Here is a 23,718-nt window from a genome sequence, read left to right as displayed (position 1 = left end):
AAAAAGTGGCGCAACTCTAGCACAGGCCTACCCTACCGCCGACGGCCGCCGTTCTCATTTTTCCCGCCAGAAGCGGGGTTGCTCGCGCAAACCGATAGCCGCTCCCCGATCCCCCAGACGCAAATGCACGGCCCCCAGGCGGGCGGTGTCGTAGACCTCCGCCGGGAGGCTGCGATAACGGGCCAGAACGGTCGGATGAGGGTGCCCGAAAGCGTTGTGCCAACCGCGGGAGATCAGCACCGCACGCGGCGCCAGCGCCTGCAACAGGTCCATGGAGGAAGAGCTGCGACTGCCATGATGTGGCGCCAGCAACCAGTCGACCGGTGGAGAAAATCGGCTGTAGACCAATACCCGCTCGGCAGCGGTGTCGATATCGCCGGTCAGTAGCAAACGCTCGCCGTTGGCCTCGACCAGCAGCACGCACGAGGCCTGATTGCCATTTCCCGCCTGTGGCCAGTGCCATATGGAAAAACTTACCTCATCCCATCGCCATTGCCGAGCGGTACAGGGCTGAGCGGCCAGCGATGCGGGTAATGCGGCGGCCTCCCCGGCAAGCACCTCGCCTACCCGGAGTCCGCGCTGCACGGCCAGGGAGCCTCCGGCGTGATCCCCGTCGGCGTGGCTGAGCAGCAGAAGGTCAAGACTCCTTACCCCGAGACCACGCAGCGCGGGCACTACGACCCGCTCGCCCAGATCGAACTCGCCGAAGCGCGAAGCCGCATCGTAGAGCAAGGCATGGTTACGGGTGCGCAGCAGTACGGACAAGCCCTGCCCCACATCCAGCAGCCATACCTCGACGCGGGCGCGAGGCACCCGATCCACGGGCGGAAAGGCCAAGGGCAGAAGCAGAGCCAGCCCCAATGCCCGCAGGGGCAATCCTGCCGGAAGCAGGAGCAGCAGCGTGCCGAGCGCGGCGAGCAGCCAGCCCCAGAGCGGTACGGCATGTGGCAACCAGGCCGGCGAGGCTTCGGCGATCATCCCCAGCAGCCGGAACACCCCCTCGAGCTGTGCTCCAGCCAGCCACAGCATGCTCTCCCCGACAACGGGTACCGGCAGTAACAGGGTGCCGAGTAGAGCCAGCGGTACCACGCCGACGCTGACCCAGGGCACCGCGATTAGATTGGCCAGGGGGCCACTGGCGCTGATCGGCAGTCCCAGTGCCAGCAACAGTGGCAGCAGGCCGAGCGCGGTTGCCCACTGGGCGCGCCAGAGGGCCTGTGCCCATGGCCAAACGCCCAGGCGCCCGCCAAAGGCCAAGACGAGAATCGCCACTGCGGCGAAGGACAGCCAAAACCCCGGCTGCAAACTGGCCAGCGGCTCGAGCAGCAATACCGTATCCAGGGCCAGGAGAAAGGGCAGCCAGACGCCAAGATGACGAAAGCGCAGACGCCAGATCAGAACCATGCCGAGCATCACGCAGGCGCGCCTCACCGGCACCTCGAACCCCGCGAGCCAGCCGTAGCCCAATGCGCCGGCGAAGGCCAGACCGCAGGCCCAGGGCAACCATGGCAAGCGCCGCGGCCATAGGCCAAGACGCGCCAGGCAAGCGACCAGGCCGTAGAGCACGCCGGCGAGCAGGGCCACATGCTGCCCGGAGATGACCATGAGGTGCACCGTGCCGGTGTCCTGCAACAGCCGCCAGTCCGCCGTGGACAACCCGGAACCATCTCCCACCACCAGGGCAGAGATGGCCCCCTCGCGCCCGAATGCTTCGACTCCATGCAGCCGCCGACGGATCTCATCCCGCCAACTGCCCGCGCCCTGCGCCGGACTCAGCAACTCGCCAGCCTTGATCGTTCCGGTCGCACCGACGCGCCGTGCCAGAAGCCAGGCTTCATAATCGAAGGTATGAGGGTTGACCAGTCCCCGCGGTCGCTCAAGAGCGACCGCCAGACGCCATCGCTCTCCGGCGTGCAGCGGTGGCCCGGAGCGCCAAGTCAGGCGCAGACGCTGCGGCAAATCGGCACGGCGCGAACGCGCATCCTCCAACTGGAAGCGTACCGTACCGTCGCGCACCTCGGGCAGTCCGACCACCCGCCCCTCCAGCCACAGGGTGCGGCCATCCAGATCGACCGCCAGGCGATCTTCCAGCGCCCACTGGGCGGACAGGCAGGCCCAGCCCACCCCCAGCAGGAACAGGGCAGGCAAGACACGACGAAAGAACAGACACGCAAATCCGACCAGCAGCAACAGCAGCCATAGCCATGTGGGTGGCAAAGCCGGAAGGAAACGCAGGACGAGCAGTCCTGCAGCGAGCGCCAACATCCTTGTGCGCATGGCATGCCCTCAACTACCGCCCGTCGTCTCCCGAGGGGCACGGGGAATCCGAGGCGAAACAGAGCCGGACGGCAGGCATCTTGTCACCAATCGGTGCATAATAGCGACGCTTCAGATCTTATGAGCCCCGTCATGCCTCGTCGTATCTTCAAGCGCTATATGCCGCATCCGGATAGCATCAGGGAGCACAAATCCCTGCGCTTTCTCGGTAGCTTGATCCACGATCCCAACCTCTGGCACCTGAATCGCCACTCGGTGGCACGCGCCATGGCCGTGGGTCTGTTCAGCGCCTTCATCCCGCTGCCGATGCAGATGCTGCTCGCCGCCAGCCTGGCCATTCCGGTTCGTGCCAATCTACCGATCTCCATCGGCCTGGTCTGGCTGACCAACCCCCTGACCATGCCTCCGGTTTTCTACTGTACCTACAAAGTAGGCTCTTGGGTGCTGGATACCCCGCCGCTGCATCTGCCCAGTGAAATAACCATGGACTGGATCACAGAACGGCTTACCACACTCTGGGAGCCGATGCTGGTCGGATCGATCGTCACCGGCATCGTCCTCGGGATCGTCGGTTACTTCGCGACCATGATCTATTGGCGCTGGTGGGTCCGGCGCGCTTGGCTGAAGCGCCAGCAGCGCCGGCGCAAACCGGTGCTCTGATCTATTCGTACCGCAAGGCCTCGGCCGGTTCGATCTGCGCGGCGCGCCAGGATGGATAGAGCGTGGCAAGGAAACTCAGGACGAAGGCCGCCGTGCAAATCAGCAGCACATCCAGCGCCTGCAGATCGGACGGTAGATAGCTGACGAAGTAGACATCGGAACTCAGTATCCGTTGACCGCTGAAGCGCTCCAACCAGCCGACCAGCTCACTCACGTTGAGCGCGGCGAGCACTCCCAGCACCGCTCCGACCAATGTACCGACCGAGCCGATCACCGTGCCCTGGACCATGAAGATGGCCATGATCTGCCTGGGCGTCGCCCCCAGCGTACGCAGAATGGCGATATCGGCCCCCTTGTCGGCGACCACCATGATCAGTGTCGCGATGATATTGAAAGCCGCCACCGCGACGATCAGCAGCAGGAGCAGACCGATCATGGTCTTCTCCATCTTCATGGCGCTGAACAGGCTTCCCTGGGTCTGGGTCCAGTCGCTAGCCCTATATCCCGAGCCCAGCTCCGCAGCGATGCGCGCCGCGACCTGGGGCGCCTGGTAGAGATCCTTCATGGCCAGCCGTATCCCCTGCACCTGGCCGGACTGCCAGTGCTGGAGGTGCGCGGCATCGGCCATGTGAATCAATGCCAGCGAACCATCCAGCTCGGCACCGACCTTGAATATCCCCACCACCGTCAGGCGCTGCATACGCGGAGTGATGCCGCCCGGGGTGTCGCTCAGCTCGGGCACGATCAGGGTCAGCCTGTCGCCGACCTGCAGGGAGAAGCGCCGGGCCGTTATCTCGCCGATGACGACACCGAACTCGCCGGGGATCAGCGCATCCAGGTGCCCCTGCTGCATGTGCTCGCCGACGATGGATACTTTGGGCTCCTCTTGCGGATCGATGCCCTGGACCTGGATAGGCTGCATGCTGCCCTTGTAGGACAGCATTCCCTCCAGTTCGGTGAGCGGGGCTACCGCCTGCACCTCGGGATGCCTTAGCGCAGCCTCGGCCAGGGGACGCCAGTCGTCGAGGGGCTGGAGGCCCGCGATACCGGCATGGGGCACCAGCCCCAGGATGCGGACGCGCATCTCCTTCTGGAAGCCGTTCATGACCGAGAGCACCACGATCATCGCCAGAACGCCAAGAGCGAGCCCGAGCATCGAGGTCAGGGAAATGAAGGAAATATAGTGGTTGCGCCGCTTGGCCCGGGTATATCGGGCACCGATGAAGACCGCCAGGGGACGAAACATGCTCACTCCGCTATCAGTCGACCATCTTCCAGACGCAATACCCGATCCATCTGCCGGGCCAACTGGGGATCGTGAGTCACCACCAGAAAGGCCGTGCGCAGCGACACACTGAGCTCCAGCATCAGCTCCTGGATGCTCTGCGCCGTGTGCTGATCGAGGTTGCCGGTCGGTTCGTCGAGCAACACCAATCCGGGCCGGTTGGCCAGCGCGCGGGCAATGGCTACCCGCTGACGCTCACCGCCCGAGAGCTCCGCCGGCTTGTGGTTCATGCGATGCCCCAGACCGACCCGCTGGAGCAGTTCGCCGGCACGCTGGCGGGCCTCGGCGATCGGCGTGCGGCCGATCAGCAGAGGCATGCAGACATTCTCCATGGCGGTGAATTCGGGCAGCAGATGGTGGAACTGGTAGACGAAACCGAGCGCACGGTTGCGCAGCAGGCCCCGCTCCTTCTCGTTGAGCGCCGAGAGCTCCTCACCGGCCAGCCAGACGCTGCCCTCGCTCGGCGTATCCAGACCGCCGAGCAGGTTCAGCAGGGTACTTTTGCCGGAGCCGGAACTGCCGACGATGGCCACCCGCTCGCCCGGGTGCAGCTCCAGCTCCAGACCGGAGAGCACCACCACCGACTGCGGCCCCTCCTCGTAACACTTGCCCAGATTGCGGCAACTGAGCACGGCCCGATCTTTCATAGCGATCTCACTCATAACGCAGGGCCTCCGCGGGCTGGGTACGCGCCGCACGCCAGGCCGGGTACAGGGTGGCAAAGAAACTCAGCAACAACGCCGCGCCGCAAACGAGCACGACGTCCTCGCTCATCAGTTGCGAAGGCAGGTAGTCGATGAAGTAAACGTCGGCGCTGAGGAACTTGTGCCCGAGTAGCCCTTCGAGGGCGGCGATCCCGTCGCTGACGTTGAGTGCGGCGAGAATGCCGAGAGCGCCGCCAACCAAAGTCCCGATCACGCCGATCACCGTGCCCTGAACCATGAAGGTCGCCATGATCTGCCCCGGCGTGGCCCCCAGGGTGCGCAGGATGGCGATATCGCCCTTCTTGTCGGTCACCACCATGACCAGGGTGGAAATGATGTTGAAAGCCGCCACCGCGACGATCAGCAGCAGGAGCAGACCGATCATGGTCTTCTCCATGCGGATCGCCTGGTACAGGTTCCCGTGGGTGCGGGTCCAGTCGCGGGCGTAGAAATCCTCGCGGCCCAGATCGTCGGCGATGTCCCAGGCCGTCTGCGGCGCCTGGAACAGATCGGCGAGCTTGAGTCTCAGCCCCTGGACCTGCCCGCTCTTCCAGCGGTGCAGGCGCGCCAGGTCGTCGAGGTGCACCATCGCCACATAGCCATCCAGCTCACCGGCACCGACATGGAAAATGCCCTTCACGGTAAAGCGCTTCATGCGCGGGAACATGCCCGCGGGAGTGACCGTCACCTCCGGTGCGACGAAGGTGACCCTGTCGCCGACGCCCACGCCCAGCTTGGCTGCCGCCTTGTCCCCGATGAGGATGCCGAATCCGCCGGGCTCGAGGGATGTCAGCCCTCCTTCGCGAAAGAAGTCGCCAATGATCGACACGCTCGGCTCCAGTTGCGGTTCGATGGCGTTGATCAACACCTTCTGCACCTGGCCGTCGTGCGTCAGCAAACCCTGCATCTGGGTGAAGGGCGCTACCGCGACAACCCCCGGATGCTGTTCCACCCGTACGGCCAGACCGGGCCAGTCGTCTATCGGCACCGGGCTCTCGATGGTCGCATGGGGCACCATGCCCAACACCCGAGTGCGCATTTCGTGGTCGAAACCATTCATCACCGACAGCACCACGATCATCACCAGCACGCCCAGCGCCAGTCCGATCATCGAGGTCAGTGAAATGAACGAAACGAAATGGCTGCGACGTTTGGCACCCGTGTAACGCATGCCGAGAAAGACGGACAGCGGTCTATACATAAAAAAGGATTGTTACCGTCGGCAAAAGGAGAACACCTCGAAGGCCGGCCTTGGCGGACAACCTGCGAGCGAACCGGTCGGCCGTACCGGAACACGCCGCGAGAGGTGAAAATCGTCGGGCATACTACCCTATCGAGGACGGGATGACACTGGAATTCCCGCCCTTGGCGGGCGCCAGAGCAAGCCACATTGTCCGATGCAGCTCACAGAAAAGGCTTCGTCGCCGGCGCGAAGGACTGGCGGCGCATGCCCCCTGGAAAAAGAAGTTCATACGGCGCATCGCCTCTTCTCCATCGTTTGGGGATACGACGTACGCATCCTCTTTCAAGAGCCGGCTCTCATCCCCCTTGCCGGCTCGAGCGATTCATTGCAGATTCCCGGATCATCGACACGCTCACCGTCATCAGCCGGGCAATTCATCCAGGAAGGAACGATAGTGACCCTCATCTATGGCCATCGCGGCGCCAAGGGCGAAGCACCGGAAAACACCTTGACCAGCTTTCGGCGCTGCCTCGAACGCGGGGTACGTCGCTGCGAACTGGATTTGCATCTGTCCCAAGATGGAGAACTGATGGTCATCCACGACCCCACCCTGAAGCGCACGACCGGCCGCCGCGGCAAGGTCTCCGAACACGATGCGCAGGAGCTGATGACTTATGACGCGCGCCTCGGCGGTCCCGGCTGGGTCCAGTCCTGTCCCATTCCACGCCTGGCGGAGCTGTTCGAGAAATGCGACTTCGAGCATTGGCAACTGGAAGTCAAAAGCGCATCACGGGTGCGTGCCGAACGCATGGTACTGGCCATCCGGGAACTGGCGGAACGCTATGAGCTGCTGCGAAAGATCACCGTCACCTCCAGTTCGCGGACGGTGCTACGCGCCCTTGAACAGCTGACCCCGGATCTGTCACGCGGACTGGTGGCCGAATATGCCTGGCTCGATCCGTTGAAGGTGGCCAAGAATTACGGCTGCGATCTGCTTGCGCTGAACTGGACGCTCTGCACCCCGGAACGCCTGCTGAAGGCCCAGCAACAGGGACTGCACGTCTCGGTATGGACAGTGAACGAGCCGGCGCTGATGCGCCGGCTCGCCGATTTCGGCGTAGACAGCCTGATCACAGACTTTCCCGGTTTGGCCATTGCCACTCTCGGGAAAGGCTGAATTCATCCTCTCCGACCGGCTCAGGCCACCGATCGGAGCCCTTCAAAAAAGCCGATTGAGGCCGTCGTACGCCGCCACCCGATAGGCCTCGGCCATGGTCGGGTAGTTGAAGGTGGTGTTGATGAAGTACTTGAGGCTATTCGCCTCGCCCTTCTGGTTCATGATCGCCTGGCCGATGTGGACGATCTCCGAAGCCTGGTAACCGAAGCAGTGCACGCCCAGCACTTCCAGGGTCTCGCGATGGAACAGGATCTTCAGCATCCCCACCGGCTCGACGGCGATCTGGGCACGGGCCATTCCCTTGAAGAAGGCCTTGCCGACTTCGTAGGGAACCTTCGCCTGGGTCAGTTCGCGCTCGGTCTTGCCGACCGAACTGATCTCCGGAATGGTGTAGATGCCGGTCGGAACGTCATCGACGAAGCGCCAGCTGTCGTTCTCGGTGATACTGCCGGCTGCCGAGCGGCCCTGATCGTAGGCGGCACTGGCCAGGCTCGGCCAGCCGATCACGTCCCCTGCCGCATAGATGTTGCCGACATCGGTACGGTAATGCTCGTCGACATGGATCTGACCGCGGCTGTTGGCCTTGAGGCCGATGTTCTCCAGCCCCAGCTTGTCGGTGTTGCCGGTGCGGCCGTTGCTCCAGAGGAAGGCGTCGGCCTTGATCTTCTTGCCGGACTTCAGGTGCAGGATCACGCCGTTGTCCAGCCCCTCGACCCGCTCGTACTCCTCGTTGTGACGAATGAGCACGTTGTTGTTGCGCAGGTGATAGCTGAGGGCGTCAGAGATCTCGTCGTCGAGGAAGCTGAGCAACTGGTCACGGTTGTCGATGAGATCGACCATCACGCCCAGACCGCTGAAGATGGATGCATATTCGCAACCGATAACGCCTGCGCCATAGATGATCAGTTTGCGCGGGGTATGGCTCAGGTGCAGGATGGTATCGCTGTCGTAAATCCGCGGATGGGTGAAGTCGACGTCAGCCGGGCGATACGGACGCGAGCCGGTGGCGATGACGAACTGCTTGGCCACCAGCTTCTCGACCATGCCGTTGAGGCAGACCACTTCGATGCTCTGCTCGTCGCAGAAGCTGGCGGTACCGAAGAAGGTATCGATGCGGTTGCGGGCATAGTAGCCAGTGCGCGAAGTGACCTGCTTCTCGATGACCTTCTCGGCGCTCTTCAGCACATCGGGGAAGGAGAACCAGCGCGGCTCGCCGATCTGGCGGAACAGCGGGTTGTTGTTGTACTGCATGATCTGGCGCACCGAATGGCGCAGCGCCTTGGAAGGAATGGTCCCCAGGTGGGTACAGTTGCCCCCGACCAGCGGGCGGTCATCCACCACGGCGACCTTGCGCCCGGCCTTCACGGCGTTCATCGCCGCACCCTCTCCGGCAGGCCCTGTGCCGATTACCACCACATCGTAGTTATAGACAGCCATATGTACTCCTAAAAACGCGGAGGAAATCGATCCACCGCGTCGTTAACGAATTCGTGAGGTACGCCACATCCCCATGGTGCGGATGCCGATGCCATGACAGCCCGCCAAGCATCGGAATGGCTAGCCTCCGGTCGCATCGTACGCGAGGGAGCCCTTGCCGGTCTTGGCGTTGGCTTCCTCGCACTTCTCCCGACTGCCGCCACAGATCGGGCAGTCATCCTTTTCTATCCCCAGATTGGCGATTCCACCGCAGGAGCCGGCAATGGGCTTGCGCCCCATGATCACGCCGATCGCCATGCCGAATACCACCGTCAGCATCACCAGAAAAACCAGTAGCCAGGTCAATGCCCTTCTCCCTTGCCGAACAACCGATCGAAGGCCGAGGTGCTCTTCGTGATGAATTCGGTCCCCTGGCGGATCACCAGGAATGCGGGGATGCCCTGCTGTTCGGCGAAGGCCAGCCCCCGCTCCTCTCCCATGACCATCAATACGGTCGAGAGGCCATCAGCTCTCAGTCCGGAGCGATCGGCGACCGTCGCCTCGGCCAGCCGGTGATCGATGGGAGCGCCAGTCTGCGGGTCGATGGTATGGGAATAGCGCTTGCCGTCGCGCTCGAAATAGTTGCGGTAGTCCCCCGAGGTGGATATCGCATAGCCGTCGAGGTCGATGACCTTCTGGGCAGCTCTCTCATCCTCCCGCGGCGCCTCGATGGCTATGCGCCAGGGAGCACCATCCGGCTTCCGTCCCTTGGCCTTGAGTTCACCAGTGATTTCCACCAGATAACTGCCGACACCCAGCGACTCGAGACGAGCCGAGACGAGGTCGACCGCATGTCCGGCAGCGATGCTGTTGAAATCCACCTGCAGAGGAACGTCCTTGCACAAGCGCTCGCCCTCGATTCGCAAGTGTTGATGGCCGATCCGCTGACGCGTCGTGGCGATCTCCCCGGCGTCAGGAACCCGCTCGCCCTGGCCATGGGGGCCGAAGCCCCACAGATCGAGCAGAGGCTCGACGGTCAGATCCAGCGCACCGTCGCTTTCGTTGGAGAGTCGCTCGCCCGCCGCTACCAGCTCCCGGATTGTGGCAGGCACGGTTTCACAGCGGCCTGCTGGCAAGTCGTTGAAGCGAGCGATGTCGGAGTCGCTGCGATAGGTAGAGAGCTGCTGGTCGAGCTCGGCCAGAATGGCCTCGGTCTCGTGTTGCAGCACTTCCTTGGCGGGCACGCCCTTCCCGGACACGAACTTCACCGAATAGGTACTGCCCATGGTGGGTCCGCCGAAACTCTCGACCCGTTCAGAAACGAAACAGCCCGTCAACACGGTCGCCAAGGCAACCGCGAGAACGGGCTTGAATACTGCAAGACGCATAGTTATCCGCCGAAATCATCAAGCAGGATATTCTCCGGTTCGACGCCAAGGTCAGTCAGCATCTTGATCACCGAGGCGTTCATCATTGGCGGGCCACACATGTAATACTCGCAATCTTCCGGGGCCGAATGATTCTTCAGGTAGTTTTCGTACAGCACATTGTGAATGAAACCCGTCGGACCAGACCAGTTATCCTCTGGTAGGGGGTCGGACAACGCCAAATGCCAGACGAAGTTGGCGTTCTCGGCCTGCAGGCGATTGTACTCCTCGACGTAGAAGGCTTCACGCAGCGAGCGTGCACCATACCAGAAACTGATCTTGCGCTTGGTCTTGATGCGCTTGAGCTGGTCGAGAATGTGCGAGCGCATCGGTGCCATGCCGGCACCGCCGCCGATGAAGACCATCTCGGCATCGGTGTCCTTGGCGAAGAACTCGCCGAACGGACCGTAGACGGTGATCTTGTCGCCCGGCTTGAGGCTGAACACATAGGAGGACATCTTGCCCGGCGGGATGTCCTCCCGCCCCGGTGGCGGAGACGCGATGCGGATGTTGAACTTGACGATGCCCGTCTCTTCCGGGTAGTTCGCCATGGAGTAGGCGCGGATGGTGGTTTCATCCACCTTCGATACATAGCGCCACATGTCGAACCTGTCCCAGTCACCGCGGAATTCCGGCTGGATATCGAAATCCTTGTAGTTGACCGTATGCGGCGGGCACTCCAGTTGCACGTAACCGCCGGCGCGGAAATTGACGCTCTCGCCCTCCGGCAGGCGCAAGGTCAGCTCCTTGATGAAGGTCGCGACGTTGGGATTGGACTCCACCGTGCACTCCCACTTCTTCACCCCGAAGACTTCTTCCGCTACCTCGATCTTCATGTCCTGCTTGACCGGGGTCTGGCAGGACAGGCGCCATCCCTCCTTGGCTTGGCGCCGGGTGAAGTGCGGTTCCTCGGTAGGCAGCATCTCGCCGCCACCGCTCTCGACGATGCACTTGCATTGCCCGCAGGTGCCGCCACCGCCGCAGGCGGACGACAGGAAGATGTTGTTCGCCGCCAGGGTCTGTAGCAACTTGCCGCCGGCCGGCACGGCGATGGTCTTCTCGCCATTGATGTCGATGTTCACATCGCCGGTCGAAACCAGCTTGGCGCGCGCCACCAGGATCAGGATCACCAGCGCCAGAACGATGGCGGTGAACATGCCGATGGCGAGAAAAATCTCGAAACTCATGCTGTCTTCTCCTTACAACTGCACGCCGGAAAACGACATGAAGCCCAGGGACATCAGACCGATCGTGATGAAGGTGATACCTAGCCCCTGCAGACCCTCGGGGACGTCGCTGTACTTCAGCTTCTCGCGGATCGCGGCCAGCAGGGCGATGGCCAGCGCCCAGGACAGGCCGGAGCCGACGCCGTAGACGGTGCTCTCCGCCAAGTTGTAGTCGCGCTCGACCATGAACAGGGAGCCAGCCATGATGGCGCAGTTCACCGTGATCAGCGGCAGGTACACGCCAAGGGCGTTGTAGAGCGAGGGCACATACTTGTCGAGCAGCATCTCGAGAATCTGCACGATGGCAGCGATCACCCCGATATAGCTGAGCAGGCCGAGGAAGCTCAGATCGACTTCGGGCAGTCCGGCCCAGGCCAACGCGCCGTCCTTGAGCAGGTAGGCGAACAGCAGGTTGTTGGCCGGCACGGTGATCGCCTGCACCACAATCACGGCGACGCCGAGGCCGAGTGCGGTTTCCACCTTCTTGGAAATGGCGATGAAGGTGCACATGCCGAGAAAGAACGCCAGGGCCATGTTCTCGACGAACACGGAGCGGACGAACAGGCTGATGTAGTGCTCCATCAGTAGGCCTCCTCGCTGGATACCTGCGGCGCCATCCGATAGCTCGGTTTTTCCACCTGCTCCCGCTTGACGCTGCGCAACGCCCAGACGATCAGACCTATCAGAAAGAAGGCCGAGGGCGGCAGCAACAGCAGACCGTTGGGCTGGTACCAGCCGCCATCATTGACCACCGGAATGACGGGATAGCCCAGTAGCTTGCCGGCGCCAAACAGCTCGCGGATGACGCCGAGGACGATCAGCATCGCGCTGTAGCCCAGGCCGTTGCCGATACCGTCGAAGAACGACAGAACCGGCGGATTGGCCATGGCGAATGCTTCGGCACGCCCCATGACGATGCAGTTGGTGATGATCAGGCCGACGAACACCGAGAGCTGCTTGGAGAGCGCGAAGGCGTAGGCCTTGAGCAACTGATCCACCACAATGACCAGCGAAGCGATGATCACCATCTGCACGATCATGCGGATCGAACTGGGGATCTGGCTGCGGATCATCGAGATGAACATGCTGGAGAACGCCGTCACCAGGGTCAGGGCGACGGACATCACCAGAGCGGTCTTCAGATTCGAGGTGACCGCCAGGGCCGAGCAGATGCCGAGGATCTGCAGACCGATGGGGTTATTGTTCAGAACCGGATTGAACAGGACTTCCTTGATGGTCGGTTGCGACATCCTCAAGCCTCCCCTGCGCGCAATTTAGCGATGAAAGGACCGAAACCCTGCTCGCCCAGCCAGAAATGCAGCAGGTTGTTCACCCCATTGCTGGTCAGGGTCGCACCGGCCAGGGCATCGACTTGGTGCCCTGCGTTGGGATTCTGCGGATCGACGCCCCCCTTGACGACTTTCACGGCCAGGCTGCCGTGGTCATCGAACAGGGTCTTGCCGCGCCACAGGGCTTTCCATTTCGGGTTGTCCACCTCGCCGCCGAGACCAGGGGTCTCGGCATGCTGGTAGAAGCCCATGCCGGCCACGGTATTCAGGTCCCCCTTGATCGCCATGAAGCCGTAGAGAGTCGACCACAGACCGTAGCCGCGCACCGGCAGGATCAGGGTGTCCAGCCGGCCGTTCCGCTCGACCAGATAGACGGTACTGAAACGCTCGCGACGCTTGATCGAGGCGATGTCCTGTTCGCTGGGCAGGCTATCGGACAACTTGGGATCCTTGGCTGCCCTGAGCGGATCGAAGGTTCGCGGGTCCTGGGCATCGGTGAAGGTACCGCTCTGCAGATCCACCACCCGGGCGACGATGCGCTCGTCGAACAGAGCCTTGACCTGGCTGGCGGACATCCCCGGATCGCCCAGCCCGGCGATCGCGAGGATGCTGCGCTGCTTGTCCAGCAGACGGTTGTCGACCTGGATCGGCTTCAGCGCCACGGCGGCTCCGGCGACGAACACCGAGCAGACCAGGCAAACCAGCAGTGCCACGGTCAGCGTGCGGGCGGTGGACTCTTTCTGGTTAGACATTGCGTGCCAGCCTCCGCTTGATGTTGGCCTGAACGACGAAGTGGTCGATCAGCGGTGCACACAGGTTCGCGAAGAGAATCGCCAGCATCATTCCCTCGGGGAAGGCCGGATTGATGACCCGGATCAGCACCACCATGATGCCGATGACGCAGCCGTACACCCACTTGCCGGTGTCGGTCATGGACGCGGATACCGGATCGGTAGCCATGAAGATCATGCCGAAGGCGAAACCGCCCAGTACCAGGTGCCAGTACCAAGGTATGGCGAACATCGGGTTGGTTGCCGAACCGATCAGGTTGAACAGGACACTGAGACCGATCATGCCCAGCATGACTCCGGCGACGATACGCCAGGCCGCGATCCTGGTGAGCAGCAGCACGGCGCCGCCGAGGAAAATGGCCAGGGCGCTGGTCTCGCCGATCGATCCCTGCTCGAACCCGAGGAAGGCGTCCAACCATGTCGCGCCCTGCCCCACCACGCTATCGATGCCGCCGGCCGCCGCCAGGCTCAGCGCGGTGGCACCGCTGTAACCGTCCACTGCGGTCCATACCGCATCCCCGGACATCTGTGCCGGATAGGCGAAGAACAGGAAGGCGCGCCCGACCAGCGCCGGGTTGAGGAAGTTCTTGCCGGTGCCACCGAACACCTCCTTGCCGATCACCACGCCGAAGCTGATGCCCAGCGCCACCTGCCAGAGAGGAATGCTCGGCGGCAGAATCAGCGAAAACAGCACCGAGGTGACGAAGAAGCCTTCGTTGACCTCGTGCTTGCGCACCATGGCGAAGAGCACTTCCCAGAAGCCGCCGACGATGAAGGTCACCGCGTAGATGGGCAGAAAATAGGCCGCGCCCTGGACGAAGTTGTCCCACAGACTGTTGGGATCGAAGCCTGCCAGCGCGCCGATCAGGGCGAAGCGCCAGCCATCCTGGGCCGCCAGCAGATCGGGCTTGGCGGAAAGGATCAGGTTGGCCTGATGACCGGTGTTCCACATGCCGAAGAACATCGCCGGAAAAGTGCAGAGCCAGACGATGATCATCATCCGCTTGAGGTCGATGCCATCGCGCACGTGGGCGGTTGTCCTGGTCACGCTGGCCGGGCGGTAGAGGAAGGTATCGACCGCCTCGTACAAGGCATGCCACTTCTCGTAGCGGCCGCCCTTCTCGAAATGAGGCTCGATCTTGTCGAAAAACGCACGCAGCCCCATGGGTCAGCCCTCCTTCTCGATACGGGTGAGGTTGTCCCGCAGGATCGGGCCATATTCGTACTTGCCGGCGCAGACGTAGCTGCACAGTGCCAGATCCTCCTCGTCCAGTTCCAGGGCGCCGAGCTTCTGAGCCATCTCGGTATCGCCCACGATCAAGTAGCGCAGCAACTGGGTCGGCAGGATGTCCAGCGGCATCACCTGTTCGTAGTTGCCGACGGGCACCATGGCGCGCGGACTGCCGTTGGTAGTGGTGGTGAAAGGGAATTTCTTCTCCCCCATCAGCCGGGAAACGAAGACGTTGAGCACCGAATATTTATCCACCCCGGGGCGCAGGTAATGCAGCATCTCTCGGTCATTCCCCTCGCGCAGGCAGGAGACCTGCAGGTGATAACGCCCCAGATAGGCGAAAGCGCCGCGGGCAGTACGTCCGCCGAGCAGCGAGCCGGAAACTACCCGGTTGTTGCCGGGCTGCAGCTCGCCGGCCGTCAGCTCGTCCAGATTGGCCCCCAGGCGGGTACGCAGCAGGCGTGGACGTTCGACCACCGGCCCTGCCAGGGAGACGATCCGCTCGACCCAGAGCTTGCCGGTGGTGAACAGTTTGCCGATCGCGATCACGTCCTGGTAGTTGATGGTCCAGACGTGCCTGGAGGCGCTGACCGGATCGAGAAAATGGATGTGGGTCCCCGCCAGCCCGGCCGGATGCGGTCCGGAAAAGGACTCGGTCCGCACCTTGGCCAGCTGCTCGCCCGGCAGAACGGCCCCCTCGGCCTTGCACAGGTAGATCCTGGCCAGATTGCCGAGCACCTTGAGACCGTTCTCGAAGTCGGCGGCATATTCGCCGATGATCATCGCGGGATCCGCAGCCAGCGGATGGGTATCGATGGCGGTGACAAAAATGGAGCTGGGGGTCGCCTCGATGGCCGGCACCCGGCTGAATGGGCGGGTGCGCAGCGCCGTCCACAACCCGGAGCGCTGCAGGTTGTCGCGCACCTGTGCGTCGGCCAGCCCCTCAAGTTGCCCGCTGGGGTACTGGGCGAAGGTCTCCTGCTCGTCCCCTTCAAGGTCGATGACCAAGGCTTGCAGGGCCCGCTTCTCGCCGCGATGGATGGCACTGACCACACCGGCTCCCGGCGCGGTGTACTGCACCCCGGGAGACTTCTTATCGGTGAAGAGGACCTGACCGAGCCGGACCCTGTCGCCGACCTGAACATTCATGGTCGGCTTCATGCCGTGATAATCGAAGCCTATGACGGCGACGCTGAGCACCGCCCTCGCCGGTTCGATGCGTGGCGTAGGCGCGCCCGTTATAGGCAAGTCGAGCCCACGTTTGATTTTGATCATAGGGTCAAACCCATCACTGACTTTGAAACTTGACGTTGCGGATGCTGGAGCAGACCGAATCGATCGGCTCACACAAGAGCGGGGATAAGTAAATAGAGCCGCAGGATTATAAAGATCCCTTCCAATTACTAGCTACCCAGAGACTTTTCCTGCATGACGCCAATGCCGCATAAAAAGACTGCCCCTTCGAAAGCACAACTCAGGCCAGCCCTGACGGGTATTCAGGCCATTGATTTCTAAAGAAATTATTTGTGAGGCCGGAAGTCATCCAACAGACCACAAGCAACAATCGCGAAACTATCCTGTAGCAAAAGCCACAAGAACAAACAAAAACGGGAGCCATTGGCTCCCGTTCGGTCGACTTGCGATTAATCGCTATGCTCAGCGCGGAAAGGCCGGCGGGTTGACGCCCGACATGTCTTCCAGAACGCGTACGACCTGGCAGCTGTAACCGAATTCGTTGTCGTACCAGACATAGAGAATCACGCGGTTATCGTTGCAGATGGTCGCCTCGGAATCCACGATGCCGGCATGACGGGAACCGACGAAATCGGTGGACACCACTTCCTGCGAGTTGGTGAAGTCGATCTGCTTGTGCAGTTCCGAGAACATGGCCACCTGACGCAGATACTCGTTGATCTCGTCGCGGCTGGTGGACTTCTCCAGGTTCAGGCTGAGGATGGCCATGGACACATCCGGGGTCGGCACACGGATCGCGTTGCCGGTCAGCTTGCCGGCCAGTTCCGGCAGAGCCTTGGCGGCGGCGGTCGCTGCGCCGGTCTCGGTGATCACCATGTTCAGCGGAGCGCTGCGGCCACGGCGGTTGCCCTTGTGGAAGTTGTCGATCAGGTTCTGGTCGTTGGTATAGGAGTGCACGGTCTCCACGTGACCATTGACGATGCCGAACTGGTCGTTGACCGCCTTGAGCACCGGCACGATGGCGTTGGTGGTGCAGGAAGCCGCGGAGATGATCTTGTCTTCGTCGGTGATGTCGCGATGGTTGATGCCATGCACGATGTTCTTCAGCTTGCCCTTGCCCGGTGCGGTCAGCACCACGCGACCCACGCCCGGGCACCGCAGGTGCTGGCCGAGACCTTCGGCGTCGCGCCATTTGCCGGTGTTGTCCACCACGATGGCGTTCTCGATGCCGTACTGGGTGTAGTCGATGCCGGCCGGATCGTTGGAGTAGATCACCTGGATCAGGTTGCCGTTGGCGAGGATGGTGTTGTTCTCCTCGTCGACCGTGATGGTTCCATCGAAGGTGCCATGCACGGAGTCACGACGCAGCAGGCTGGCCCGCTTGGCCAGGTCGTTCTCGGCGCCCTTGCGCACGACGATCGCGCGCAGGCGCAGGCCGTCGCCACCGCCGGTCTTCTCGATCAGGATGCGCGCGACCAGGCGGCCGATACGGCCGAAACCATACAACACCACATCGGTGCTCTTGCGCGGTGCGCTGTTCTGCTTGCCGGCGATGTCGGCCAGCTCTTCGGCAACGAACTGCTCGATGGAGCGGCCGGCACCCTCTGCCTTGTACTTGATGACCATCTTGCCGAGGTCGACCGAGGCGGCACCGAGCTTCAGCTCGCTCATCGCCTTGAGGATCGGGAAGGTGTCATGCACGGAGAGCTCGGTTTCATCGTCCTGACGATAACGGGCGAAACGGTGGGCCTTGATGATCGCGATGACGGAGCGGTTGATCAGGCTGCGGCCGTAGATCGAAGTCACCACGTTGTTGTTGCGGTAGAGCTGGCCAATCAGCGGAATCATCGCCTCCGCGAGCGCTTCACGATCGATCCATTCACCAAGACACTGGTCGAGCTTCTGATTCACGGAGTATACCTTCCACATGTAGAGGCTGAAAAAAAGGGCTACATTATGACGGCGCGGCTATTCGCCGGCAATCTGCAGCAGACTAAACACTGACAGCGAAGCGCACGGATAGTTACAATCCGCCGATCCATCCATCCGACCGGAGCCGTGCCGCCTCGTGTCCGTACTGCGTCTTCCGACCCTTCCGGCTGCCGCCGGCAAACAGCATTGGGGCAACCTGCAGGGCGCCACGCTTTCCCTGGCGATCGCCGAAGCCGCCAGTGCCGCCCGAAACTTCACTCTGCTCCTGACCGCCGACAGCCAGAGCGCCGAACGGCTGGAGCAGGAGCTCGCCTTTTTCGCCCCGTCGCTGCCGGTGCTGCAGTTCCCCGATTGGGAAACCCTGCCCTACGACCTCTTCTCACCGCACCAGGACATCATCTCCCAGCGCATCGCCAGCCTCTACCGCCTGCCGGAACTGAGCCACGGCGTGCTGGTGGTGCCGATCACCACGGCCCTGCATCGCCTGGCGCCGACGAGCTTCCTGCTCGGCAGCAGCCTGGTGCTGGACGTCGGCCAGCGTCTCGACGTGGAGCAGATGCGCCTGCGCCTGGAGGCAGCCGGCTACCGCTGCGTCGAGACCGTCTACGAGCATGGCGAGTTCGCCGTGCGCGGCGCCCTGATCGACCTTTTCCCGATGGGCAGCGACCTGCCCTATCGCATCGATCTGTTCGACGACGAGATCGAGACGCTGCGCACCTTCGATCCGGAAACCCAGCGCTCGATCGACAAGGTGGAATCGATCCGCCTGCTGCCGGCCCGCGAATTCCCGCTGCAGAAGGAAGCGGTCACCGGCTTCCGCGCCCGCTTCCGCGAGCGCTTCGACGTGGACTTCCGCCGCTGCCCGATCTATCAGGACCTGTCCAGCGGCATCACCCCGGCCGGCATCGAATACTACCTGCCGCTGTTCTTCGACGAGACCGCCACCCTGTTCGACTATCTGCCGGAACGCACCCAGGTGTTTTCCCTGCCCGGTATCGAGCAGGCCGCCGAGCAGTTCTGGAGCGACGTGCGCAATCGCTACGAGGATCGCCGCTACGATCCGGAGCGACCGCTGTTGCCGCCGACCGAACTGTTCCTGCCGGTCGAGGACTGCTTCGCCCGTCTCAAGGGCTGGCCGCGGGTGATCGTCAGCCAGCAGGACATCGAGCCTGGCGTCGGCCGCACGCGCTTCGACACCCGGCCCCTGCCGGACTTGGCGGTCCAAGCCAAGACCGCCGAACCCATGGCCGCCCTGCGCCGCTTCATCGAGGAATATCCGGGCCGGGTGCTGTTCAGCGCCGAATCCGCCGGGCGCCGCGAAGTGCTGCTGGAAATGCTCGCCCGGCTCAAGCTCAAGCCCGCCGAGGTCGAGGGCTGGCCGACATTCGTCGCCGGCTCCGAGCGCCTCGGCATCACCGTCGCCCCCCTGGATGAGGGCCTGTTCGTCGACGATCTTGCCCTGATTGCGGAAAGCCAGCTGTTCGGTCAGCGGGTACTGCAGCGGCGTCGGCGGGAAAAAGCCCGCGACAGCGCTGCCGACAATGTCATCAAGAACCTCACCGAACTCCACGAAGGCGCCCCAGTGGTGCACATCGACCACGGGGTCGGCCGCTATCTCGGGCTGATCACCCTGGAGATCGAGGGCCAGAGCGCCGAGTTCCTCGCCCTGGAATACGCCGACCAGGCCAAGCTCTACGTGCCGGTGGCCAACCTGCATCTGATCGCTCGCTACACCGGCAGCGACGATGCCCTGGCGCCGCTGCACCGGCTCGGCTCTGAACAATGGCAGAAGGCCAAGCGCAAGGCCGCCGAACAGGTCCGCGACGTCGCCGCCGAGCTGCTCGACATCTACGCCCGTCGCGCCGCCCGCGAAGGCTTCGCCTTCACTGACCCGGCCGCCGACTACGAGACCTTCAGCGCCGGTTTCCCCTTCGAGGAGACGCCGGACCAGCAGACCGCCATCGACGCCGTGCGCGCCGACATGCTGGCGCCCAAGCCCATGGATCGCCTGATCTGCGGCGACGTCGGCTTCGGCAAGACCGAGGTGGCGATGCGCGCGGCCTTCATCGCCGTGCACAGCGGCAGGCAGGTGGCGGTGCTGGTGCCCACCACCCTGCTCGCCCAGCAGCACTACAACAGCTTCCGCGACCGTTTCGCCGACTGGCCGGTGAAGGTCGAAGTGATGAGCCGCTTCAAATCGGCCAAGGAGGTCGAAGGCGCGATCCAGCAGCTGGCCGAGGGCAACGTCGACATCGTCATCGGCACCCACAAGCTGCTGCAGGACGATGTCCGCTTCAAGAACCTGGGCCTGGTCATCATCGACGAGGAGCACCGCTTCGGCGTACGCCAGAAAGAGCAGCTCAAATCCCTGCGCAGCCAGGTGGACATCCTCACCCTCACCGCCACGCCGATCCCGCGCACCCTGAACATGGCGGTGGCGGGCATGCGCGACCTGTCGATCATCGCCACCCCGCCGGCGCGCCGGCTGTCGGTGCGCACCTTCGTCATGGAGCAGCAGAACGCGGTGATCAAGGAGGCTCTGCTGCGCGAGCTCTTGCGCGGCGGCCAGGTCTACTACCTGCACAACGAGGTGAAGACCATCGAGAAGTGCGCCCGCGACCTGGCCGAACTGGTCCCGGAGGCGCGCATCGGCATCGGCCACGGGCAGATGCGCGAGCGCGAACTGGAACAGGTGATGAGCGACTTCTACCACAAGCGCTTCAACGTGCTGGTGGCCTCGACCATCATCGAGACCGGCATCGACGTGCCGAGCGCCAACACCATCATCATCGAGCGCGCCGACAAGTTCGGCCTGGCCCAGTTGCACCAGCTGCGCGGCCGGGTCGGCCGCAGCCACCACCAGGCCTACGCCTACCTGCTCACGCCGCCGCGCAAGCAGATGACCGAGGACGCGCAGAAGCGCCTGGAAGCCATCGCCGGCGCCCAGGACCTCGGCGCGGGCTTCGTCATCGCCACCCACGACCTGGAGATCCGCGGTGCCGGCGAGCTGCTCGGCGAAGGGCAGAGCGGCCAGATCCAGGCGGTCGGCTTCTCCCTCTACATGGAGATGCTCGAGCGCGCGGTGAAGGCCATCCGCAAGGGCGAACAGCCGAACCTCGAGCAACCGCTGGGCACCGGCATCGACATCAACCTGCGGGTGCCGGCGCTGATCCCGGAGGACTACCTGCCGGACGTGCACGCGCGCCTGATCCTCTACAAGCGCATCGCCTCGGCGCCCAGCGAAGAGGAGCTCAAGGAACTGCAGGTGGAGATGATCGATCGCTTTGGCCTGCTGCCCGAGCCGACCAAGCACCTGATTCGCCTGACCCTTCTCAAGCTGCAGGCGGAGGAGCTGGGCATCGCCAAGATCGACGCCGGCCCCCAGGGCGGACGCATCGAATTCGCCGCGCACACCAGCGTCGACCCCATGGTGCTGATCAAGCTGATCCAGTCCCAGCCCAAGCGCTACAAGTTCGAAGGCGCGACCGTGCTCAAGTTCCAGGTGCCGATGGAGCGCCCGGAAGACCGCTTCAACACCCTGGAAGCGCTGCTCGAGCGCCTCCACCCACAACCCGCTTAAGGACAGACCCCCAATGCGTGCGCTACGCCTGCTCCCCCTGCTGTTCGTTCTGCTCGTCCCATCCGCGTTCGCCGAGGGCCTGTATCAGATCGAGCTGATCCTGTTCCGCCAGCCCGGCGACCCGCTGCTCGCAGGCAAGACCGTTCCGGAAGACTGGGCTGCCGGGGCGCAGAAGATCAATGCCGAGAACCAGCGGACCCCCGCCCTGAACGATCAGGCTGCCAAGCTGGCGCAAGCCGACGGCTACCGCGTGCTGCTGCATCAGGCCTGGCAGCAGAGCCTGGGCGAAAGCCCGAGCAAGATGTCCCTGAGCGCCGGCAAGCAGCAGTTCGGCCACTCCCCGGTGGAAGGCACCGTGGCCCTGACCCAGGCCCGCTTCGTCGATGTCCAGACCGACTTCTGGATCAACCACTTCAGCGCCGAGGGTTTCGTAACCGGCAGCGAACGCCTGCAGCAGGCCGCCCGGGTCAAGGCCGGGGAGCTGACCTTCCTCGACCACGGCAACCTCGGCGTGCTGATCCGCGTGAATCCGCTCTGACCCTGCCCCTGAAACGAAAAAGACCGCTCTGGCGGTCTTTTTCGTTCGTCGCTCAGTGAGATGCCAACAGGCGTCCCAATACCGACTTGACTCTCCCCATGCCCTCGCTCAGGGCCCGCTCGATATCGGCCATGGTGATGAGCTGGTGGCTCTTGCCCGCCGCCGGGTTCACCACCAGCGCCAGACAGGCGTAGGGCAGGTCCAGCTCCCGCGCCAGCACGGCTTCGGGCATGCCGGTCATGCCGACGATGTCGCAGCCGTCGCGCTCCAGACGGGTGATCTCGGCGGCCGTCTCCAGACGCGGCCCCTGGGTGCAGCCATAGACCCCGTGCCCGCTCCAGGCACAGCCCTCGGCGCCCAGCGCGGCGATCAGCTTCTGGCGCAGCGCCTCGTCGTAGGGATAGCTGAAGTCCACATGGGTGACCGCATCCAGCTCACCTTCGAAGTAGGTGTGAGCGCGGCCGTAGGTATAGTCGACGATCTGATGCGGCACGCACAGATGCCCGGTGCCCATGGCGGCATGGATGCCGCCGACGGCATTGACCGCCAGGAAGGCTTCGGCTCCGGCCTCGCGCAATGCCCACAGGTTCGCCCGGTAGTTCACCTGATGCGGCGGGATGCGGTGCGGATGGCCGTGCCGGGCCAGGAACAGCACCTCGCGTCCGGCGTATTCGCCGCGCAGGACGTCGGCGGAAGGTTTGCCGTAGGGGGTCTCCAGCGGCAGGGCCTGGCGGATGGTCAATCCCTCCAGCTGGGTTAGGCCGGTGCCGCCGATGATCGCGTAGACAGTCATCTTTATCCTCAGTCGATCAGCTGGGCGCGGCGCAGACTCTCGAGCGCGCGCTGCCAGCGTGGATGTTGCTTGTATTCGATGCCGGGAAAGGCCCGGCGACGCATGCGCGCGAGCCGCGGTGCGGGGCTGGCACCCAGGCGCTGCAGGGCGGAAAGCGCCAGCTCCGCCGCCGCCCGGTCGTTGCAGACCAGGCCCATGTCGCAGCCGGCGCGCAGCGCCGCCTCGATGCGCGCCGCGGCGTCGCCGGCCACGTGGGCGCCGGCCATGGACAGGTCGTCGCTGAAGATGACCCCGTCGAAACCGAGCTCGCCACGCAGGATGTCCTGCAGCCAGCGGCGGGAGAAGCCGGCCGGACGCTCGTCCACCTTCGGATAGATGACATGCGCCGGCATCAGAGCATCCAGCTCGCCCCTCAGTTGCCGGAAGGGAAGCATGTCCCGCTCGCGGATCTCCTCGAGGCCGCGATCGTCGGTGGGAATGGCCACGTGGGAGTCGGCCTCGGCCCAGCCGTGTCCGGGAAAATGCTTGCCGGTGGCGGCCATGCCGGCGGCGTGCATGCCGCGGATGAAGGCGCCGGCCAGCCGTGCGGCGGCTTCTGGATCGCCCTCGAAGGCACGGGAGCCGATCACTCCGCTGCGGCCATGATCGAGGTCGAGCACCGGGGCGAAACTGAGGTCCAGCCCGGCCGCCAGCACCTCGGTCGCCATCAGCCAGCCGCAGTGCTCGGCCAGTTGCTCGGCGTCCTCATGGGCAGCGAAGGTACGCATCGCCGGCAGTCGCACGAAGCCCTGGCGCAGGCGCTGTACACGACCGCCCTCCTGGTCCACCGCGAGCAGCAGATCCGGGCGCAGCCGGCGGATCGCCGCGCAAAGCTCGCGAACCTGGGTGGGGTGTTCGATATTGCGGGCGAACAGGATGAGCCCGCCCACCTCGGGCTGACGCAGCAGCCGACGATCCTCGACCGTCAGCCAGGTGCCGGCGATGTCCAGCATCAGAGAGCCTTGCATGGGAGATC

General features: G+C 63.6%; 20 protein-coding genes. 4 read left to right on the top strand and 16 right to left on the bottom strand.

Annotation, left to right across the window (positions count from 1 at the left end):
* Positions 1-54 precede the first annotated feature (54 nt).
* Positions 55-2,265, bottom strand: a complete 2,211-nt coding sequence (locus ACFOJE_RS15700; RefSeq protein WP_377815428.1) for a DNA internalization-related competence protein ComEC/Rec2 — start codon at positions 2,263-2,265, stop codon at positions 55-57.
* 144 nt (positions 2,266-2,409) lie between these two features.
* Between ACFOJE_RS15700 and ACFOJE_RS15695 the strand changes: the two genes are divergently transcribed.
* A complete protein-coding gene (locus ACFOJE_RS15695) occupies positions 2,410-2,937 on the top strand; it encodes a DUF2062 domain-containing protein (protein WP_377815426.1) in 528 nt (175 codons plus the stop codon).
* Between the two features lies 1 nt (position 2,938).
* Here ACFOJE_RS15695 and ACFOJE_RS15690 read toward each other — a convergent pair whose 3' ends face one another.
* From ACFOJE_RS15690 to ACFOJE_RS15680, 3 genes are read right to left on the bottom strand one after another with little or no spacing between them, the layout of a single operon-like run.
* Positions 2,939-4,183 (bottom strand): lipoprotein-releasing ABC transporter permease subunit, encoded by a 1,245-nt coding sequence (locus ACFOJE_RS15690; protein ID WP_377815424.1) that lies wholly within the window; start codon positions 4,181-4,183, stop codon positions 2,939-2,941.
* 2 nt (positions 4,184-4,185) lie between these two features.
* Complete coding sequence (lolD, locus tag ACFOJE_RS15685) at positions 4,186-4,884, bottom strand: lipoprotein-releasing ABC transporter ATP-binding protein LolD (RefSeq protein ID WP_377815422.1); 699 nt, start codon at positions 4,882-4,884, stop codon at positions 4,186-4,188.
* Positions 4,877-6,127 (bottom strand): lipoprotein-releasing ABC transporter permease subunit, encoded by a 1,251-nt coding sequence (locus tag ACFOJE_RS15680; RefSeq protein WP_377815421.1) that lies wholly within the window; start codon positions 6,125-6,127, stop codon positions 4,877-4,879. Before ACFOJE_RS15680 ends, lolD begins: the two co-directional genes overlap by 8 nt.
* 436 nt (positions 6,128-6,563) lie before the next feature.
* Between ACFOJE_RS15680 and ACFOJE_RS15675 the strand changes: the two genes are divergently transcribed.
* Positions 6,564-7,286 (top strand): glycerophosphodiester phosphodiesterase, encoded by a 723-nt coding sequence (locus tag ACFOJE_RS15675; protein ID WP_377815419.1) that lies wholly within the window; start codon positions 6,564-6,566, stop codon positions 7,284-7,286.
* Positions 7,287-7,328: 42 nt separating this feature from the next.
* Here ACFOJE_RS15675 and sthA read toward each other — a convergent pair whose 3' ends face one another.
* The 10 genes from sthA to ACFOJE_RS15625 form a co-directional block, all read right to left on the bottom strand.
* On the bottom strand, positions 7,329-8,723 hold the full coding sequence (gene sthA, locus ACFOJE_RS15670; protein WP_377815418.1) for a Si-specific NAD(P)(+) transhydrogenase: 1,395 nt from the start codon (positions 8,721-8,723) through the stop codon (positions 7,329-7,331).
* A 120-nt stretch (positions 8,724-8,843) separates the two neighbouring features.
* Positions 8,844-9,068, bottom strand: coding sequence for a (Na+)-NQR maturation NqrM (nqrM, locus tag ACFOJE_RS15665; protein WP_377815417.1), 225 nt, complete (start codon positions 9,066-9,068; stop codon positions 8,844-8,846).
* The gene (locus ACFOJE_RS15660; protein WP_377815415.1) at positions 9,065-10,090 is read right to left on the bottom strand and encodes an FAD:protein FMN transferase; all 1,026 of its coding nucleotides are present in this window, start codon (positions 10,088-10,090) and stop codon (positions 9,065-9,067) included. Before ACFOJE_RS15660 ends, nqrM begins: the two co-directional genes overlap by 4 nt.
* 2 nt (positions 10,091-10,092) lie before the next feature.
* Positions 10,093-11,316 (bottom strand): NADH:ubiquinone reductase (Na(+)-transporting) subunit F, encoded by a 1,224-nt coding sequence (nqrF, locus tag ACFOJE_RS15655; protein WP_377815414.1) that lies wholly within the window; start codon positions 11,314-11,316, stop codon positions 10,093-10,095.
* Between the two features lie 12 nt (positions 11,317-11,328).
* A complete protein-coding gene (gene nqrE / locus ACFOJE_RS15650; RefSeq protein WP_377815413.1) occupies positions 11,329-11,937 on the bottom strand; it encodes an NADH:ubiquinone reductase (Na(+)-transporting) subunit E in 609 nt (202 codons plus the stop codon).
* Entirely contained in the window at positions 11,937-12,611 is a 675-nt protein-coding gene (locus ACFOJE_RS15645) for an NADH:ubiquinone reductase (Na(+)-transporting) subunit D (protein WP_377815412.1), read from the bottom strand. Before ACFOJE_RS15645 ends, nqrE begins: the two co-directional genes overlap by 1 nt.
* A complete protein-coding gene (locus ACFOJE_RS15640; protein ID WP_377815411.1) occupies positions 12,608-13,396 on the bottom strand; it encodes a Na(+)-translocating NADH-quinone reductase subunit C in 789 nt (262 codons plus the stop codon). Before ACFOJE_RS15640 ends, ACFOJE_RS15645 begins: the two co-directional genes overlap by 4 nt.
* Positions 13,389-14,600, bottom strand: coding sequence for an NADH:ubiquinone reductase (Na(+)-transporting) subunit B (locus ACFOJE_RS15635; protein WP_377815410.1), 1,212 nt, complete (start codon positions 14,598-14,600; stop codon positions 13,389-13,391). Before ACFOJE_RS15635 ends, ACFOJE_RS15640 begins: the two co-directional genes overlap by 8 nt.
* Before the next feature lie 3 nt (positions 14,601-14,603).
* Entirely contained in the window at positions 14,604-15,941 is a 1,338-nt protein-coding gene (locus tag ACFOJE_RS15630; protein WP_377815408.1) for a Na(+)-translocating NADH-quinone reductase subunit A, read from the bottom strand.
* Positions 15,942-16,322: 381 nt separating this feature from the next.
* Positions 16,323-17,789: a glyceraldehyde-3-phosphate dehydrogenase gene (locus ACFOJE_RS15625; RefSeq protein ID WP_377815407.1), complete on the bottom strand. Its 1,467-nt coding sequence runs from the start codon at positions 17,787-17,789 to the stop codon at positions 16,323-16,325.
* A 139-nt stretch (positions 17,790-17,928) separates the two neighbouring features.
* On the opposite strand from ACFOJE_RS15625, the gene mfd reads away from it, so the two are divergent.
* Positions 17,929-21,372, top strand: coding sequence for a transcription-repair coupling factor (mfd, locus tag ACFOJE_RS15620; RefSeq protein ID WP_377815406.1), 3,444 nt, complete (start codon positions 17,929-17,931; stop codon positions 21,370-21,372).
* 13 nt (positions 21,373-21,385) lie between these two features.
* Entirely contained in the window at positions 21,386-21,910 is a 525-nt protein-coding gene (locus tag ACFOJE_RS15615) for a CsiV family protein (protein WP_377815405.1), read from the top strand.
* Between the two features lie 52 nt (positions 21,911-21,962).
* Here the strand turns inward: ACFOJE_RS15615 and ACFOJE_RS15610 are convergent, their stop codons facing one another.
* Both ACFOJE_RS15610 and nagZ read right to left on the bottom strand, forming a co-directional pair.
* Positions 21,963-22,703: an S-methyl-5'-thioinosine phosphorylase gene (locus tag ACFOJE_RS15610; protein ID WP_377815403.1), complete on the bottom strand. Its 741-nt coding sequence runs from the start codon at positions 22,701-22,703 to the stop codon at positions 21,963-21,965.
* A gap of 8 nt (positions 22,704-22,711) precedes the next feature.
* Entirely contained in the window at positions 22,712-23,710 is a 999-nt protein-coding gene (nagZ, locus tag ACFOJE_RS15605) for a beta-N-acetylhexosaminidase (RefSeq protein WP_377815402.1), read from the bottom strand.
* Positions 23,711-23,718 lie beyond the last annotated feature (8 nt).

It is taken from the genome of Azotobacter bryophylli (genome assembly GCF_042643485.1).
Taxonomy (GTDB): domain Bacteria; phylum Pseudomonadota; class Gammaproteobacteria; order Pseudomonadales; family Pseudomonadaceae; genus Azotobacter; species Azotobacter bryophylli.
This window is presented reverse-complemented; position numbering and strand designations above follow the sequence as displayed.

Coding starts and splice junctions, on each gene's coding strand:
- ACFOJE_RS15630 (WP_377815408.1), bottom strand. CDS start 15,941: ATGATCAAAATCAAACGTGGGCTCGACTTGCCTATAACGGGCGCGCCT.
- sthA (WP_377815418.1), bottom strand. CDS start 8,723: ATGGCTGTCTATAACTACGATGTGGTGGTAATCGGCACAGGGCCTGCC.
- nagZ (WP_377815402.1), bottom strand. CDS start 23,710: ATGCAAGGCTCTCTGATGCTGGACATCGCCGGCACCTGGCTGACGGTC.
- nqrE (WP_377815413.1), bottom strand. CDS start 11,937: ATGGAGCACTACATCAGCCTGTTCGTCCGCTCCGTGTTCGTCGAGAAC.
- ACFOJE_RS15625 (WP_377815407.1), bottom strand. CDS start 17,789: ATGTGGAAGGTATACTCCGTGAATCAGAAGCTCGACCAGTGTCTTGGT.
- lolD (WP_377815422.1), bottom strand. CDS start 4,884: ATGAGTGAGATCGCTATGAAAGATCGGGCCGTGCTCAGTTGCCGCAAT.
- ACFOJE_RS15690 (WP_377815424.1), bottom strand. CDS start 4,183: ATGTTTCGTCCCCTGGCGGTCTTCATCGGTGCCCGATATACCCGGGCC.
- ACFOJE_RS15610 (WP_377815403.1), bottom strand. CDS start 22,703: ATGACTGTCTACGCGATCATCGGCGGCACCGGCCTAACCCAGCTGGAG.
- ACFOJE_RS15635 (WP_377815410.1), bottom strand. CDS start 14,600: ATGGGGCTGCGTGCGTTTTTCGACAAGATCGAGCCTCATTTCGAGAAG.
- ACFOJE_RS15640 (WP_377815411.1), bottom strand. CDS start 13,396: ATGTCTAACCAGAAAGAGTCCACCGCCCGCACGCTGACCGTGGCACTG.
- ACFOJE_RS15700 (WP_377815428.1), bottom strand. CDS start 2,265: ATGTTGGCGCTCGCTGCAGGACTGCTCGTCCTGCGTTTCCTTCCGGCT.
- ACFOJE_RS15695 (WP_377815426.1), top strand. CDS start 2,410: ATGCCTCGTCGTATCTTCAAGCGCTATATGCCGCATCCGGATAGCATC.
- ACFOJE_RS15660 (WP_377815415.1), bottom strand. CDS start 10,090: ATGCGTCTTGCAGTATTCAAGCCCGTTCTCGCGGTTGCCTTGGCGACC.
- ACFOJE_RS15615 (WP_377815405.1), top strand. CDS start 21,386: ATGCGTGCGCTACGCCTGCTCCCCCTGCTGTTCGTTCTGCTCGTCCCA.
- ACFOJE_RS15680 (WP_377815421.1), bottom strand. CDS start 6,127: ATGTATAGACCGCTGTCCGTCTTTCTCGGCATGCGTTACACGGGTGCC.
- nqrF (WP_377815414.1), bottom strand. CDS start 11,316: ATGAGTTTCGAGATTTTTCTCGCCATCGGCATGTTCACCGCCATCGTT.